This is a genomic window from Streptomyces sp. NPDC101227, assembly GCF_044767545.1.
Lineage (GTDB): Bacteria > Actinomycetota > Actinomycetes > Streptomycetales > Streptomycetaceae > Streptomyces.
Genome location: NZ_JBIWOD010000005.1, coordinates 538,729 through 553,644, shown reverse-complemented (window position 1 = coordinate 553,644; position 14,916 = coordinate 538,729). Strand labels below are relative to the sequence as shown.

Here is a 14,916-nt window from a genome sequence, read left to right as displayed (position 1 = left end):
TGCGCTCGCTCACGACCCCGGCACCCAGGTGGGCGACGCGAGATGCAGCCGGGTGAAGGCCAGCGCCTCGGCGAGGTCGGCCTCGCGTTCGGCCGCGGACATCGCCCGGCGGGTGTTGACCTCGACGACCACATGCCCCTCGAAACCGGTGGCGGCCAGCCGCTCCAGCACATCGGCGCACGGCTGACTGCCGCGGCCCGGCACCAGATGCTCGTCCTTGGCGGAGCCGTTGCCGTCGGCCAGATGGACATGCGCCAGCCGGTCGCCCATCCGCTCCACCATCTCCAGCGCGTCATTGCGCGCGGTGGCGGTGTGCGAGAGATCGACGGTGAAGTGGCGGTAGTCGTCGTTGGTCGGGTCCCAGTCCGGTGCGTACGCCAGCATCTCGCGGTCCCGGTAGCGCCACGGGTACATGTTCTCGACGGCGAACTTCACATCCGTCTCGTGCTCCATCCGCCACACACCGCGCACGAACTCCCGGGCGTAGCTGCGCTGCCACCGGAACGGCGGGTGCACCACCACCGTCGAGGCGCCCAGCTTCTCCGCGGCGCTGCGGGCCCGCTGGAGCTTGACCCAGGGGTCGGTGGACCACACCCGCTGCGTGATCAGCAGACACGGCGCGTGCACGGCCAGCACCGGCACCCCGTGGTAGTCCGACAGCCGGCGCAGCGCCTCGATGTCCTGGCTGACCGGATCGGTCCACACCATGACCTCGACGCCGTCGTAGCCCAGGCGCGCGGCGATCTCGAAGGCCGTCGCCGTCGACTCCGGATACACCGAGGCCGTGGACAGGGCGACCTTCGCATCGGGGATGCGCACCACTGGCTCTGTCACGAGGGACAGCGTACGGGCCGTGGCTGTGCACCGGGCAGGAGGTCCGGGCCGCCGCGCTCACTCCGTCGCCGGGGGCGGCAGATGATCCAGCCGCCGCAGGATGACGCCCTCGCGCAGCGCCCACGGGCAGATGTCCAGCGTCTCCACCCCGAACAGGTCCATCGCCGCCTCCGCGACCAGCGCCCCGGCCAGCAGCTGCCGGGAGCGTCCCTCGGACACCCCGGGCAGCTCGGCCCGCTCCCGCGCCGACATCCCCACCAGCCGCGGCACCCACTCCTCCAGCCGCTTACGCGTCAGCTCCCGCTGGACGTACAGGCCCTCCGCCGAGCGCGCCGCACCCGCGATCCGGGCCAGCTGCCGGAAGGTCTTGGAGGTGCCGACGACATGGTCGGGCGTTCCGAAGCGCGTGAAATCGCTCACCACCCGGGCGATCTCGGCCCGTACCCGGCGCCGCAGCGCCCGTACGTCCTCCGGGTCCGGCGGGTCGCCGGGCAGATCGCGACCGGTCAGCCGGCCCGCGCCGAGCGGCAGGGAGGCCGCCACGTCCGGCTCCTCGTCCAGGCCGTACGCGATCTCCAGCGAGCCCCCGCCGATGTCCAGTACGAGCAGCCGCCCCGAGGACCAGCCCAGCCACCGGCGGGCGGCGAGAAAGGTGAGCCGCGCCTCGTCCTGGCCGGACAGCACCCGCAGCTCGACGCCGGTCTCCACGGCGACCCGGCGCAGCACGTCCTCGCTGTTGGTGGCCTCGCGGACCGCGGACGTGGCGAACGGCAGCACTTCCTCGACGCCCTTGTCCTCGGCCACCTGGACCGCCTCCAGGACGGTGGCCACCAGCCGCTCCACCCCGTGGTCGCTTATGGCGCCGTCGTCGAGGAGTTCGGCAAGGCGCAGTTCCGCCTTGTGCGAGTAGGCGGGCAGCGGGCGCGCGCCGGGGTGTGCGTCCACCACCAGGAGATGGACCGTATTCGAACCCACATCGAGGACACCGAGTCTCATACGGGGAAACCTACTGCCGCGGCCGGTAACTCTTGTCAGCCGCCTTAGGCTGGAGTCGTGGCTAAGACGAAAAAGGCGAAGAAGACAAAGCACACCAAGCAGGAAAAGGCCGTGGCGGCCGGGGCGTCGCCCGACGAGGTGGGCCTCGACTTCGCTCGCGCCTGGGTCACCTTCCCCGACCCGGCCGATGACGAGCAGCTTTTCCGCTGCGACCTGACCTGGCTGACCTCGCGCTGGACCTGCATCTTCGGCAGCGGCTGCCAGGGTATCCAGGCCGGCCGCGCGGACGACGGGTGCTGCACGCTCGGCGCGCACTTCTCGGACGAGGAGGACGAGGAGCGGGTGGCGACGCATGTGGCGCGTCTCACGCCCGACCTGTGGCAGTTCCACGACGTCGGTACGACGACCGGCTGGACCGAGGAGGACGAGGACGGCGAGCGGCAGACCCGCCGCTGGCAGGGCTCGTGCATCTTCCAGAACCGCCCCGGCTTCGCCGCCGGCGCGGGCTGCTCGCTGCACATCCTCGCGCTGCGCGAGGGCCGCGAGCCGCTGGAGACCAAGCCGGACGTGTGCTGGCAGCTGCCCATCCGGCGCACCTACGACTGGATCGACCGGCCCGACGACACCCAGATCCTCCAGGTGACGATCGGCGAGTACGACCGGCGCGGCTGGGGTCCGGGCGGCCACGACCTGCACTGGTGGTGCACCTCGGCGACCTCGGCACACGGCGCGGGCGACCCCGTCTACGTCACGTACAAGCCGGAGCTGACCGAGCTGATGGGCAAGAAGGGCTACGCCAAGCTCGCCGAACTGTGCGAGGAGCGGCTGGCGGCGACGCTGCCGATGGCACCGCATCCGGCGGACCCGAAGCCGGTGGGTGCGAAGTCGGCGGACGCGAAGGCGGCGGACGCGAAGGCGGGCTCGAAGAAGTAGGCGCGGGGGCGGCCGGGGGGGGCGGGGGCGGCCGTGAGGTGGCGGCCCTAGGGGGCGTGCGAACGGATCACCTAGGGGACGCATGGGCCCCCTGCAGGGCCACAACGTGGCGGGGCGGTGCGGTATTCCCGGACGGGGACGGGGTGTTGGCGGTCGAAGCCCAGGCGTCGGCGCCCGACCGTCCAACGGTCTCGCCCGGCCCCTGGCGATCAGCGGGCGGGATTGGTCGTCGTCGACGGCTGCGTGGTCGGGGTCGGCGGCGGTGTCGAATCGGTGGGGCTCGGCGTCGGCGTGGGGGTCGGCGTGGGCGTCGGCGACGAAGGGGGCGGGGTGGGGGCCGGGTCGGTGGGCGAGGGGTCGCCCGGGACCGGGTCGGGGTCGCTCACGCCGTAGCCCTCCATCGTGACGGCGGTGCCGCCGGGCTCGATCGCGATACGGGTCCTCCAGTGGCCCTCGGGCTCCCGGTCGTGATCGACGTAGACCGTGATCGTCGTGGACTCCCCCGGCCGCAGCACCCCGGCCGTATGGCTCATCTGGAGCCAGGGCGCACCGGCCGACGCCGTCCAGCGCACCGGGGTGCCGCCGGACGCGCTGAGCGTGATGACCGTCATCTCGCCGCTCGGCTGCGCCGTCACGGTCAGCCGGCCCGGACCCGACCGGCTCCGGGCCGGGTCGGTCGGGTCCAGCGGGGTGCCGTCCGCGCCGATCACCTGGACCGACACATCGGACGCCGGGTCGCGCGGCGCGAGGGCCGGGCCGGGGGTCGTCCGGGCGTTGCCGGCGTTCTCGTACGGGCGGCCGCCCAGCCGGCCGTCCTTGCCGCCGGACTCGTTGGCCGTCACCGCGGGCACATCGTCCGTCGCCTCCTCGGTCGCCGGGGCCTGGCGGTACGCGGCCCATACGGCCAGCATCGGCGCCGCGAGCACGGTGGCGACGACGGTGCTGGTCAGCGCCCGGTTGCGCAGTCGGCGGCGGCGGGCGGCCCGGTCGGTGGGGGCGGCGGGGAATCCGCTGCGGTCATAGCGAGGAGAACCGTTTGCCCCGTTGGCTCTGCCCGCGCGCCCGGCACCCGCAGCCACGCCCGCGCCCGCCACCCCCTCCGCGCGCCCCGACCGCGACCGCCGGGCCGCCGCCATCGCCACGGCCACCGCCGCCCGCGGCGCGGCGACCAGCGGCAGCGAGCCGGGGGAGGCGGGCTCGGTACCCGGCCAGGGGCCGATGGCGGTGGCCCGCTCCGCCGTCCGACGGCACTCGCGGCAGTCGTCCACATGCCGCACCAGCTCCCGGCGGAGCGCCGCGCCCAGGAGCATCTGCGTGTCGGTCGCGAGCTGGGCGACCTCGGGGCAGCGGCCGCGTTCGACAACCGCCAGCGCGGCCCGGGTCCGCTCGACCTCGCAGCAGGCGGCGGCCAGCAGCACGCGGGTGGCGGCCGGTTCGGCGCCGAGCACCGCGGCGACCTCGCCCGCCGGGAGGCGATGGCGTACCGACAGCTCCAGCGCCTCGCGCTGCTCGGGGGTCGTGCCGGCGGCCTCCGGCCAGGCCAGCGCGGCGAGTTCGCGCTGCCGGGCCTCGGCGTCGGCGGGCGCCTCGCCACCCGGTGCGATGGGGGTCCCCCCTGCACCGGAGCTTGTCGAAGGTGCTTGGGGGAGGTCGGCGAGGCGGCGCAGGCAGGCCCAGCGGGCCAGCGCGTAGAGCCAGGGACGGTAGAGGTCCGGGCTCGCCGGGCGGCGGCCGTGGTGGCGCTCGGCGAGCGCCAGCGTCTCGCCGAGCACCGCCGTCGCCGCGTCGTGCTCGCACAGCACCGACAGGCAGTACGTGAACAGTCCGTCCAGAAAGGCGTCGTAACGCTCCATGCGCTCGGCGCGTTCCTGGGGCTGCGGGCTGCGCGACCGGTGTGCGCCGGTGGTGTGCGTGGGGTGCTCAAGCCTGCTGCTCATCACCCGGCGACGGTAGGCGGATGATGCAGCCGCTCTCGCTCCCCTTGGACAGTTTTAACCCTTACGGGTGACCATCTCCCTCAAAAGGGGACACCAGCCACCCGTCCCGCCCCGCGCGCGCCACCCGGTCGGCCCAACCGGCGGTGGGGCCGGGCATTGTCAGTGCCCGCCGATACGGTGACCCCATGGCAACCCGTAAAACGTCGGCCAAGGAGCGCCCCTCCTACCGTTGCACCGAGTGCGGCTGGACCACCGCGAAGTGGCTCGGCCGCTGCCCCGAGTGCCAGGCGTGGGGCACGGTCGAGGAGTTCGGCGGCGCCCCCGCGGTGCGTACGACCGCGCCCGGCCGGGTCACCACCGCCGCGGTGCCCATCGCCCAGGTCGACGGCAGGCAGGCCACCGCACGCTCCACGGGCGTGCCCGAGCTGGACCGCGTACTGGGCGGCGGGCTGGTCCCCGGCGCCGTCGTCCTCCTGGCGGGCGAGCCGGGCGTCGGCAAGTCCACGCTCCTCCTGGACGTCGCCGCCAAGGCCGCGAGCGGCGATCACCGCACGCTCTACGTCACGGGCGAGGAGTCCGCGAGCCAGGTACGGCTGCGCGCCGACCGCATCGGCGCCCTCCACGACGATCTCTACCTCGCCGCCGAGACCGACCTGTCCGCCGTCCTCGGCCATCTGGACACGGTCAAGCCGTCCCTGCTCGTCCTCGACTCCGTCCAGACCGTCGCCTCCCCCGAGATCGACGGGGCGCCGGGCGGTATGGCCCAGGTCCGCGAAGTGGCCGGCGCGTTGATCCGGGCGTCCAAGGAGCGCGGCATGGCCACCCTCCTGGTGGGCCATGTCACCAAGGACGGCGCCATCGCGGGCCCCCGCCTCCTGGAGCACCTGGTCGACGTGGTCCTCCAGTTCGAGGGCGACCGCCATGCCCGTCTCCGCCTGGTCCGGGGCGTCAAGAACCGCTACGGCACCACCGACGAGGTGGGCTGCTTCGAGCTGCACGACGAGGGGATCATCGGCCTCGCCGACCCCTCCGGCCTGTTCCTGACCCGCCGCGACGAGCCGGTGCCCGGTACGTGCCTGACGGTCACCCTGGAGGGCCGCCGCCCCCTGGTCGCCGAGGTCCAGGCGCTGACCGTCGACTCCCAGATCCCCTCCCCCCGGCGCACGACCTCCGGCCTGGAGACCTCCCGCGTCTCGATGATGCTGGCCGTCCTGGAGCAGCGCGGCCGGATCAGCGCCCTGGGCAAGCGGGACATCTACAGCGCGACCGTCGGCGGCGTGAAGCTGACCGAGCCCGCCGCCGACCTCGCCGTCGCCCTCGCGCTGGCCAGCGCCGCCAGCGACACCCCGCTGCCGAAGAACCTGGTCGCCATCGGCGAGGTGGGCCTCGCGGGCGAGGTCAGACGCGTCACCGGCGTCCAGCGCCGGCTGTCGGAGGCGGCCCGGCTCGGCTTCACCCACGCCCTGGTCCCCTCCGACCCCGGCAAGATCCCCGACGGAATGCGGGTGCTCGAGGTCGCCGACGTCGGACAGGCGCTGAGCGTGCTGCCCAAGCGGGTGCGGCGGGAGGCACCACAGGATCAGGAGTAACGCCGGTAGACTTTGCCCTGGTCTCGCCCGTCACCGCAGTCGCGTTACCGACTGTGATCCCGGCGTACCCTCGCTGAGTACGTCACCCCAGCACGGGCCGGGCGGCCTGCGGACCGATTGACCTTGCGACGGAGGAGTGCAGTGGCAGCCAACGACCGGGCATCGGCTCCCGGCAGGTCCGGGAGCTCCGGCACCGATCGCCTGATGCGCGCCACACTGAGCGCCGTCGCGCCCGGTACGGCCCTGCGCGACGGCCTCGAGCGCGTCCTGCGCGGCAATACGGGCGGCCTGATCGTCCTCGGCTGGGACAAGACCGTCGAGTCGATGTGTACCGGCGGCTTCGTCCTCGACGTCGAATTCACCGCCACCCGCCTGCGCGAACTGTGCAAGCTCGACGGCGCCCTCGTCCTCGACAAGGACATCACCAAGATCCTGCGGGCCGGCGTCCAGCTCGTCCCGGACGCCTCCATCCCCACGGAGGAGACCGGCACCCGTCACCGCACGGCCCAGCGCGTCTCCATCCAGGCGGGCTTCCCGGTGGTCTCGGTCAGCCAGTCGATGCGCCTGATCGCCCTGTACGTGGACGGCGAGCGCCGCGTCCTGGAGGAATCGGCGGCGATCCTCTCCCGCGCCAACCAGGCCCTGGCGACCCTGGAGCGCTACAAGCTCCGCCTGGACGAGGTCGCCGGCACCCTCTCCGCCCTCGAGATCGAGGACCTCGTCACGGTCCGCGACGTCACCGCCGTCGCCCAGCGCCTGGAGATGGTCCGCCGCATCGCCACGGAGATCGCCGAGTACGTCGTCGAGCTCGGCACCGACGGCCGCCTCCTCTCCCTCCAGCTGGACGAGCTGATCGCCGGCGTGGAGCCCGAGCGCGAGCTGGTCGTCCGCGACTACGTCCCCGAGCCGACCGCCAAGCGCTCCCGCACGGTCGCCGAGGCGCTCGCCGAACTGGACTCGCTCAGCCACACCGAGCTCCTCGAACTCCCCGCCGTGGCCCGCGCATTGGGTTACAGCGGCGCCCCCGAGACCCTGGACTCCGCGGTCTCCCCGCGCGGCTTCCGCCTCCTGGCGAAGGTCCCCCGCCTGCCCGGCACGGTCATCGACCGCCTCGTCGACCACTTCGGCGGCCTTCAGAAGCTGCTCGCGGCCAGCGTGGACGACCTCCAGGCCGTCGACGGCGTCGGCGAGGCCCGCGCCCGCTCGGTCCGCGAGGGCCTGTCGCGCCTGGCGGAGTCGTCGATCCTGGAGCGGTACGTCTGACCCAGCGGTACGCCTGAGGCCGCAGCGGTACGTCTGAACCCGGCGCCTCGCATGGCGGTGGCCGCCCCTCGCGGCCACCGTCGGTCCGGCCCCCCGGGGGGCCCGCTCAGCCCTTGGCGAGCGTGAACTTCGCCTCCGCCGGATCCAGCCCCGGCACCTTCGCCTCGATGACGTACTTCCCGGCCGGCACCGCCGCCGCGCTCGGGGTCGCGCACTGCGGGGCGCTGGCCCGCCGGTCCCACTCGACGGTGCGCTCCACGGAGCCCTTCGCCGGGACCTTCAGGAGGGCGGGGCTGGTGCCGGCGGGGCAGTCGTTGGAGGCCCACACCCGGTCATCGCCCGCGGAGTCCTTGATCGTCAGCACCGCGGCCTTACGGCCCAGGTCGACCTTGCAGGCGGAGCCCGCGGAGTTCTTGACCGTCAGCTCGAACTCCGGCTTCTCACCCGGCTTGTAGGTGTCCTTGACGCTGCGGAGCGTCAACTCGGCGCCGCTGGTGGTGCAGTTGAGGAGCGAGGAGCCGGCCGGTACGAGCTTGCCGCCCGTGCCGTGACCGATGGGCCCGCCGTCCGGGCCGCCGGCATCCGAACCGCCGCCGGAACCCTTGTCGCCGTCGTCCGATCCGCCCGCACCGCCCGAGCCGTCCGATCCCGACTCGCCGCCGCCCGATCCCCCGCGTCCGCCCGGCTTTTGACTGATCGCCGGCCCGCTGCCGGAGGGCCCCGGCGTGATGGAGGTCGCCGGCCCCGAGCCGTGCGCCTTGCCCTTGCCTTCCTTGCCGCCGGCCTGCTCGGCGTCCCCGCCCATGTTGAGGACCCACACCACCATGAGGGCGAGCAGTGCGACGATGGCCAGCGCAACGGCCCTCCGCCGCCAGTAGATGGAGGAGGGAAGCGGCCCGATCGGATTGCGCAGTGATCCCACGCGGAAACTCTACGAGAGATCGGCGCGCAGACCGGCCAGTACCCGCCGCATGACGCTGCAACTTTTCCCATCATCGGCCCGGAAACGGCCCGTCGGGGACCCGGCATGGGGCATTGCCGCCCGATCCGGCCCGATCACACCCGATGTGCCGCGCGCCGCGCGTTCCGGACGTTTGCGCACCGAAAACGACCTTGCGAACGGTCAGGTGAAGGGCGCGCGCATGACGCGGCGGATTTCCCCGCGAAGGAACCGCGGGAGGAGCCGCAGAAGGAACCGCGGGAGGAACCGCGGGAGGAACGGCAGGGAGATCCCGCGGCCGAGCGCGTGAGTACCCCCGCGAACGGCCGGCCTCCTGGTCATGAACGCCGGTTACGGGGCCCCGGCGCGCCGCCACTCCTCCTTGTGCCCGAATCCCCGGCCGTTGTCGATCAGCCGCAGCCAGTCCGGACGCAGCTCCCACAGCGTCGTCCGCTCCAGGGCCGCGCGCAGCGGCTCGCTGTCGGCGACGAAGGGGAAGCGTTCGGTGTAGACGCGCCAGCCCGCCGCCCGCTCGTCGTCCCCCAGTGGCCGGCAGTGGCCCCGCCCCTGAAGGCCGGTCAGTCCGCTCCACTCCTGGCCGTCGCGCTGTGCGGTGAAGGCGACGCGCGTGCCGCCGGTCGCGGGCGCGGGCCCGGCCAGGGCCCGGCCGTGGCGGGTGCCGGTCGAGGTGACGAAGTAGAGGACCGGTCCCGCGTCCACGTCCGGCGCGTACAGCACCGCGGCCGCCTGCGGCCCGTCCGCGTCCACATACGCCAAGGTCATCGTCGTATGGGCGGCCAGCGCCCGGCGGATGTCCGCCGGGCAGGCGCTGTCCTTTGTGACCGCATTTTCTTCGCTCATGACCACATCCTCTTCCTTCCTGCCCCCTCTTGATTGCCTTGTGATTCGCTCCTGGCCCCCTCCTGACTCCCTCCCGACCGCTTCCCCGCGTACCGCCGGTAGCGGCCACCCGTACGTACCGGGCCGTCCCGCGTGCGAGTGGGCGCGGGCGGCACGGGGCCCGGGCGTTTCTTGGGCGGGCGTGAGCGTGCCAGGATCGGTGGTGCCATGACTTCGACGCCTGCCACATCCACTGCCATGACCGCCGCCGCCGAGACCACCTCCGCCGCTTCGGCCGCGGAGGCCGCCGACGGGACCGCGCTGCACGGCCCGGTCACCGACTGGTTCGACGAGCACGCCCGTGATCTTCCCTGGCGCCGCCCCGAGGCGGGTGCCTGGGGCGTGATGGTCAGCGAGTTCATGCTGCAGCAGACGCCGGTCAGCCGAGTGCTGCCGGTGTACGAGCAGTGGCTGGCCCGCTGGCCGCGCCCCGCCAACCTGGCCGCCGAGGCGCCGGGCGAGGCGGTGCGCGCCTGGGGCCGCCTCGGCTATCCACGGCGCGCGCTGCGGCTGCACGCGGCCGCGTCCGCCATACAGGAGCGGCACGGGGGTGACGTTCCGCGCGAGCACGGCCAGTTGCTGGCGCTGCCCGGCGTCGGCGAGTACACCGCCGCGGCCGTGGCGTCCTTCGCGTACCGGCAGCGGCACGCGGTGCTGGACACCAATGTGCGCCGGGTGTTCGCCCGCGCGGTCAGCGGCTGCCAGTACCCGCCGAACGCCACCACGGCCGCCGAGCGCAAGCTCGCCCGCGCCCTGCTGCCCGAGGACGAGCAGCTGGCGGCGCGCTGGGCGGCGGCCACGATGGAGCTGGGCGCCCTGGTGTGCACGGCGCGCGGCCCGGAGTGCCACCGCTGCCCGATCGCGGCGCAGTGCGCCTGGCGGCTGGCCGGGTCGCCGGCGCACGAGGGGCCGCCGCGGCGCACCCAGACGTACGCCGGCACCGACCGCCAGGTGCGCGGCAAGCTGCTGGCCGTGCTGCGGGAGGCGGTGGCGCCGGTGCCGCAGCAGGTGCTGGACGCGGTGTGGGACGAGCCGGTGCAGCGCGCCCGTGCGCTGGACGGGCTGGTCTCGGACGGTCTGGTGGAGCCGCTGGGCGGGGGCCGGTACCGGCTGCCGCACGCGTAACGACCGAAGTCGTCACCATGTGACTGAAAACGGCCCCAATCTGGCTTGAATGCGCTTGATTGGGGCCGTAGACCTTTCGGCGGGTGCCCTTGTCCCCCCGGAGTATGACCCGCAGCGGCCCGGCGTCCGCCCAAGGTATGACCCCTGGCGGGCTGTTACACAACCGCAGGTTTTCCGTGCATTCGCTGTGGGGGCGACGCACATTACGTCGCAACACCCCCTCCGTAGCGTCTTCCTCGTGCTGGAGATGACCGCCAGCGCAGTCAACGTGGGGAACGCAAGCGGATCGGAGGCGTCGGAGATGGCGACCAGCGGCGGCAAGGTACTGGACTTCGAAGAGTATGTGCGTACGCGGCAGGAGGCCCTGCTGCGCAGCGCCCGGCGCCTGGTGCCGGACCCTGTCGACGCCCAGGACCTGCTCCAGACGGCCCTGGTCCGCACCTACGGCCGCTGGGACGGCATCGCGGACAAGTCGCTGGCCGACGCCTACCTCCGCCGCGTCATGATCAACACCCGTACGGAGTGGTGGCGCGCCCGCAAGCTGGAGGAGGTGCCCACCGAGCAGCTCCCCGACGCGAGCGTCGACGACGGCTCCGAGCAGCGCGCCGACCGGGCCCTGCTGATGGACATCCTCGGCGTGCTGGCGCCCAAGCAGCGCAGCGTCGTCGTGCTGCGACACTGGGAGCAGATGAGTACGGAGGAAACCGCGGCGGCGCTGGGCATGTCCACCGGGACGGTCAAGAGCACGCTGCACCGGGCGCTCGCCCGGCTCCGCCAGGAGCTGGAGATGCGCGACATCGACGCGCGGATGCTGGAGCGCGGCGACCGGGACCGGGAGCGGTGCGCGGCCTGAGCCGAGGCTCGGGCATCCTGAGGAAGGCCTACGGCACGCGCGGTACGGCTCACAGCATCCCGCGCGACAATCTCCACACGAGCAGCGGCGGGACCAGCGGCTGTGCGAGCGGCACGGTGAGCAGGAGCGGATTGTCCAGGAACAGGTTGACCGGGGGGTTGACCAAAGGCGGCGCGGCCACGGCGGGGGTGGCCGCCGTCGGCCTTTTGCTGGCCGGATGCAATCCCGGTGGCGACGGCGTACGGACCGAGGGCTCGGCCACCGGCACGCCCGCACCCAAGGGCGCGGTGAGCGCCTCCCCCGTTCCCTCCCCGGCCGGCCGCTACAAGAAGGTCGACGCGGTCGAGCTGCTCAAGCACGACCCCAAGGTCGGCACGGATGTGAAGAAGTCCCTCGCCAAGCCCTGCGCGGCGGACGAGTACCCGGTCGAGGTGACCTATGCCTCCCTCACCGGCAACAAGGCCCCCGACGTCATCATCAACGTCATGACCTGCGCGGACTCCGTCGGCCTCGGCGCCTATGTGTTCCGTAAACAGAGCGACGGCGGGTATGACAACGTGTACCGCAATGAGCAGCCGTCGGTCTCCGCCGGGGTCAACAAGGGAGGCCTGGAGGTCTCCGTGCAGACCTATGACGCCGATGACCAGGTGTGCTGCCCATCGGGCGAGGACGTCCTGACGTACCGCTGGTCGGACGACCGCTTCACCCCGTACGGCGAGAAGTCCCACACCGACTACAGCAAGACCACCGTCGATGACGCGCCCGTGCCCGTCGACGGCACGGGATCGGAGGGTTGAGACAACGGCATGGCCGACACCCATGTGCTCTTCGTCGAGGACGACGACGTGATCCGCGAGGCCACCCAGCTCGCCCTGGAACGGGACGGCTTCGTGGTCACCGCCATGCCCGACGGGCTGGCCGGGCTGGAGGCGTTCCGCGCCGACCGCCCGGACATCGCCCTGCTCGATGTGATGGTGCCGGGCCTGGACGGCGTCAGCCTGTGCCGCCGCATCCGCGACGAGTCCACGGTCCCGGTGATCATGCTCTCGGCGCGCGCCGACTCCATCGATGTGGTCCTCGGCCTGGAGGCCGGCGCCGACGACTACGTCACCAAGCCCTTCGACGGCGCCGTTCTGGTCGCCCGGATCCGCGCCGTACTGCGCCGCTTCGGCCACGCCAGCGGCCCGGACGGCAACAACGGCGGCGCGTCGGACGGGGACGGGCCCGCCGAGGCCGTTCTGCGCTTCGGCGACCTCGAGGTGGACACCGAGGGCATGGAGGTCCGCAAGGCCGGCGAGAACGTCGCCCTCACCCCCACCGAAATGCGACTGCTGCTCGAATTCTCCAACGCCCCTGGTACGGTCCTCTCCCGCGACCGCCTCCTGGAGCGGGTCTGGGACTACGGCTGGGGCGGCGACACCCGCGTCGTCGACGTCCACGTCCAGCGGCTGCGCGGCAAGATCGGCCAGGACCGGATCGAGACGGTCCGCGGCTTCGGTTACAAGCTGAGAGGCTGACACCCCCGGTGGTCAGGCTGGCCCTGCGCACGGGTCTGAGATGGAAGCTCAGCGCGGCGATCGCGCTCGTAGGAGCGCTGGTCGCGATCGCGCTGAGCCTTGTCGTGCACAACGCCGCCCGGCACTCCATGCTCGACAGCAGCCGCGACGTGCAGGTCGAGCGGCTCAACTTCACCGAGAAGATCTTCCGGTCGAGCAACCGCCTCCAGTTCGGCGCCCGCATCGACGACCCGGCGCTGCCGGAGCCCCTCAAGAAGGAGATCGCCGAGGGCGAGCGGGCCACCTACGTCCAGGACGACGGGGAGCACGCGCCCGAGGTGTGGGCGGCCACCCCGCTCGGCAACGGCCAGGTGCTGTCCCTGCACGACCCCTTCTTCGACCGCTTCACCGTCCTGGACGACCTGGACCGGGCGCTGCTGATCGGCTCGTCCGCGGTCGTCGTCGGCGGCTGCGCACTGGGCGTACTGATCGGCGGGCGGCTCTCCCAGCGGCTGCGCAAGGCGGCCGCCGCCGCGGGCAAGCTCGCCGAGGGCGACACCTCGGTCCGCATCCGCGACGAGGTCGGCGGCCGGGTCCGCGACGAGACCGACGATCTGGCCTGGGCCGTGGACGCCATGTCCGACGCCCTCCAGCAGCGCATCGAGGCCGAACGCCGCGTCACCGCCGACATCGCCCACGAGCTCCGCACCCCGGTGACCGGCCTCCTCACCGCCGCGGAACTCCTGCCCCCCGGCCGCCCCTCCGAGCTCGTACGCGACCGCGCCCAGGCGCTGCGCACCCTCGTCGAGGACGTCCTCGAAGTGGCCCGCCTCGACGGCTACGCCGAGCGCGCCGAGCTCCAGGACGTCGCGCTGGGCGAATTCGTCAGCCGCCGCGTCCGCGCCCTCAGCCAGGACGTCACCGTCGAGATCGTGCGCGACGCGGACGTCACCACCGACCCGCGCCGCCTGGAACGCATCCTCGGCAACCTGATCGCCAACGCGTCCCGGCACGGCAAGCCGCCCATCGAGGTCACCGTCGAGGGCCGCGTCCTGCGCGTCCGCGACCACGGCCCCGGCTTCCCCGAAGCGCTGCTCCGTGAGGGCCCGAGCCGCTTCCGCACCGGCAGCAGCGACCGCGCCGGCCGCGGCCACGGCCTCGGCCTGACCATCGCCGCCGGCCAGGCCCGCGTCCTCGGCGCCCGCCTCACCTTCCGCAACGCCGACGAGCTGGCGGACGACTCGACGGGCGCGGTGTCGGTGCTGTGGCTGCCGGAGAACGCGCCGACGAGTACGGGCAGCTTCCCCGTCATCCACCTTCCCGAGCGCTGAGACCCGGCTCGCCAAGGGCCCCGGCCCGCCGAGGCCTTCGCTCGCCGACGGCCCGGCTCCCGGCGCTCCTGTACACGAACCGGACCAGGAAGAACTGGGTGACCGGTCCGACCGCGACCGCGTACAGCACCGTGCCGACGCCCACGCTCCCCCCGAGCAGCCCGCCCACGGCGAGCACGGTGATCTCGATCAGGGTGCGGACGAACCGCAGGGAACGCCCGGTTGCGGCGGACGCACCGGTCATCAGCCCGTCCCGGGGCCCGGGTCCGAAGCGCGCTCCGACGTAGACGGCGACGGACAGTCCGTTGAGCAGGACGCCCCCGACGAGCAGGCCGCCCCGGGCCGGGAGGCCGAGGTGCGCGGGGATGAGCGCGAGGCCGAGATCCGATGCGAGCGCCAGGACGACGATGTTGGCGAAGGTGCCGAGCGTCGGCCGCTGCCTGAGGGGGATCCAGAGCAGGAGCACGAGCACACCCAGGACGGCGCTGATCGTGCCGAAGCTCAGGGAGGTGTGCCGCGCCACCCCCTCGTACAGGACGCTCCACGGGTTGACGCCCAGCGCCGCCCGGACCATGACCGAGAGGCTGAATCCGTACAGGGCGAGCCCGATGAGCAGTTGGGGAAGACGACGCAGCGGACGCTCACCCAGGGGAACGTAGGTGAGGGGAGGCAGGACCTCCGGGCGGGTACTTCGGTCCTCGATCTCCTGCTCCATGCCG

The 14,916-nt window shown here is 73.0% G+C and carries 14 protein-coding genes; 8 read left to right on the top strand and 6 right to left on the bottom strand.

What is annotated here, in order from left to right; translation table 11 throughout:
• Positions 1–9: 9 nt before the first annotated feature.
• Together ACIRPT_RS14930 and ACIRPT_RS14925 are read right to left on the bottom strand one after the other, a co-directional pair.
• A complete protein-coding gene (locus tag ACIRPT_RS14930) occupies positions 10–834 on the bottom strand; it encodes a sugar phosphate isomerase/epimerase family protein (RefSeq protein ID WP_403498756.1) in 825 nt (274 codons plus the stop codon).
• A 57-nt stretch (positions 835–891) separates the two neighbouring features.
• On the bottom strand, positions 892–1,830 hold the full coding sequence (locus ACIRPT_RS14925) for a Ppx/GppA family phosphatase (RefSeq protein ID WP_403498758.1): 939 nt from the start codon (positions 1,828–1,830) through the stop codon (positions 892–894).
• A gap of 57 nt (positions 1,831–1,887) precedes the next feature.
• Between ACIRPT_RS14925 and ACIRPT_RS14920 the strand changes: the two genes are divergently transcribed.
• Positions 1,888–2,763, top strand: coding sequence for a hypothetical protein (locus ACIRPT_RS14920; protein WP_403827011.1), 876 nt, complete (start codon positions 1,888–1,890; stop codon positions 2,761–2,763).
• Between the two features lie 209 nt (positions 2,764–2,972).
• On the opposite strand, the gene ACIRPT_RS14915 is transcribed toward ACIRPT_RS14920, so the two are convergent.
• Entirely contained in the window at positions 2,973–4,700 is a 1,728-nt protein-coding gene (locus tag ACIRPT_RS14915; RefSeq protein WP_403827009.1) for a sigma-70 family RNA polymerase sigma factor, read from the bottom strand.
• 185 nt (positions 4,701–4,885) lie between these two features.
• Between ACIRPT_RS14915 and radA the strand changes: the two genes are divergently transcribed.
• Together radA and disA are read left to right on the top strand one after the other, a co-directional pair.
• A complete protein-coding gene (gene radA / locus ACIRPT_RS14910) occupies positions 4,886–6,289 on the top strand; it encodes a DNA repair protein RadA (RefSeq protein WP_403498763.1) in 1,404 nt (467 codons plus the stop codon).
• Between the two features lie 141 nt (positions 6,290–6,430).
• A complete protein-coding gene (gene disA, locus ACIRPT_RS14905; RefSeq protein WP_403827007.1) occupies positions 6,431–7,552 on the top strand; it encodes a DNA integrity scanning diadenylate cyclase DisA in 1,122 nt (373 codons plus the stop codon).
• Between the two features lie 106 nt (positions 7,553–7,658).
• Here the strand turns inward: disA and ACIRPT_RS14900 are convergent, their stop codons facing one another.
• Positions 7,659–8,474, bottom strand: coding sequence for a hypothetical protein (locus ACIRPT_RS14900; RefSeq protein ID WP_403827005.1), 816 nt, complete (start codon positions 8,472–8,474; stop codon positions 7,659–7,661).
• Positions 8,475–8,843: 369 nt separating this feature from the next.
• Positions 8,844–9,353: a pyridoxamine 5'-phosphate oxidase family protein gene (locus tag ACIRPT_RS14895; RefSeq protein ID WP_403827003.1), complete on the bottom strand. Its 510-nt coding sequence runs from the start codon at positions 9,351–9,353 to the stop codon at positions 8,844–8,846.
• Positions 9,354–9,560: 207 nt separating this feature from the next.
• Here ACIRPT_RS14895 and ACIRPT_RS14890 point away from each other — a divergent pair, with 207 nt between their 5' ends.
• The 5 genes from ACIRPT_RS14890 (at position 9,561) to cseC (ending at position 14,197) form a co-directional block, all read left to right on the top strand.
• The gene (locus ACIRPT_RS14890; RefSeq protein ID WP_403498769.1) at positions 9,561–10,517 is read left to right on the top strand and encodes an A/G-specific adenine glycosylase; all 957 of its coding nucleotides are present in this window, start codon (positions 9,561–9,563) and stop codon (positions 10,515–10,517) included.
• 301 nt (positions 10,518–10,818) lie between these two features.
• On the top strand, positions 10,819–11,370 hold the full coding sequence (locus ACIRPT_RS14885; protein ID WP_403498771.1) for a SigE family RNA polymerase sigma factor: 552 nt from the start codon (positions 10,819–10,821) through the stop codon (positions 11,368–11,370).
• A gap of 158 nt (positions 11,371–11,528) precedes the next feature.
• The gene (locus ACIRPT_RS14880) at positions 11,529–12,167 is read left to right on the top strand and encodes a hypothetical protein (protein ID WP_403827001.1); all 639 of its coding nucleotides are present in this window, start codon (positions 11,529–11,531) and stop codon (positions 12,165–12,167) included.
• Between the two features lie 9 nt (positions 12,168–12,176).
• A complete protein-coding gene (gene cseB / locus ACIRPT_RS14875) occupies positions 12,177–12,887 on the top strand; it encodes a two-component system response regulator CseB (protein ID WP_403826999.1) in 711 nt (236 codons plus the stop codon).
• Positions 12,888–12,895: 8 nt separating this feature from the next.
• Positions 12,896–14,197 carry a two-component system sensor histidine kinase CseC gene (cseC, locus tag ACIRPT_RS14870; RefSeq protein ID WP_403826997.1) on the top strand — a complete coding sequence of 434 codons (1,302 nt, stop codon included), beginning with the start codon at positions 12,896–12,898 and terminating at the stop codon, positions 14,195–14,197.
• Here the strand turns inward: cseC and ACIRPT_RS14865 are convergent.
• Positions 14,175–14,912 carry a YitT family protein gene (locus ACIRPT_RS14865; RefSeq protein WP_403826995.1) on the bottom strand — a complete coding sequence of 246 codons (738 nt, stop codon included), beginning with the start codon at positions 14,910–14,912 and terminating at the stop codon, positions 14,175–14,177. The genes cseC and ACIRPT_RS14865 overlap by 23 nt on opposite strands.
• Positions 14,913–14,916 lie beyond the last annotated feature (4 nt).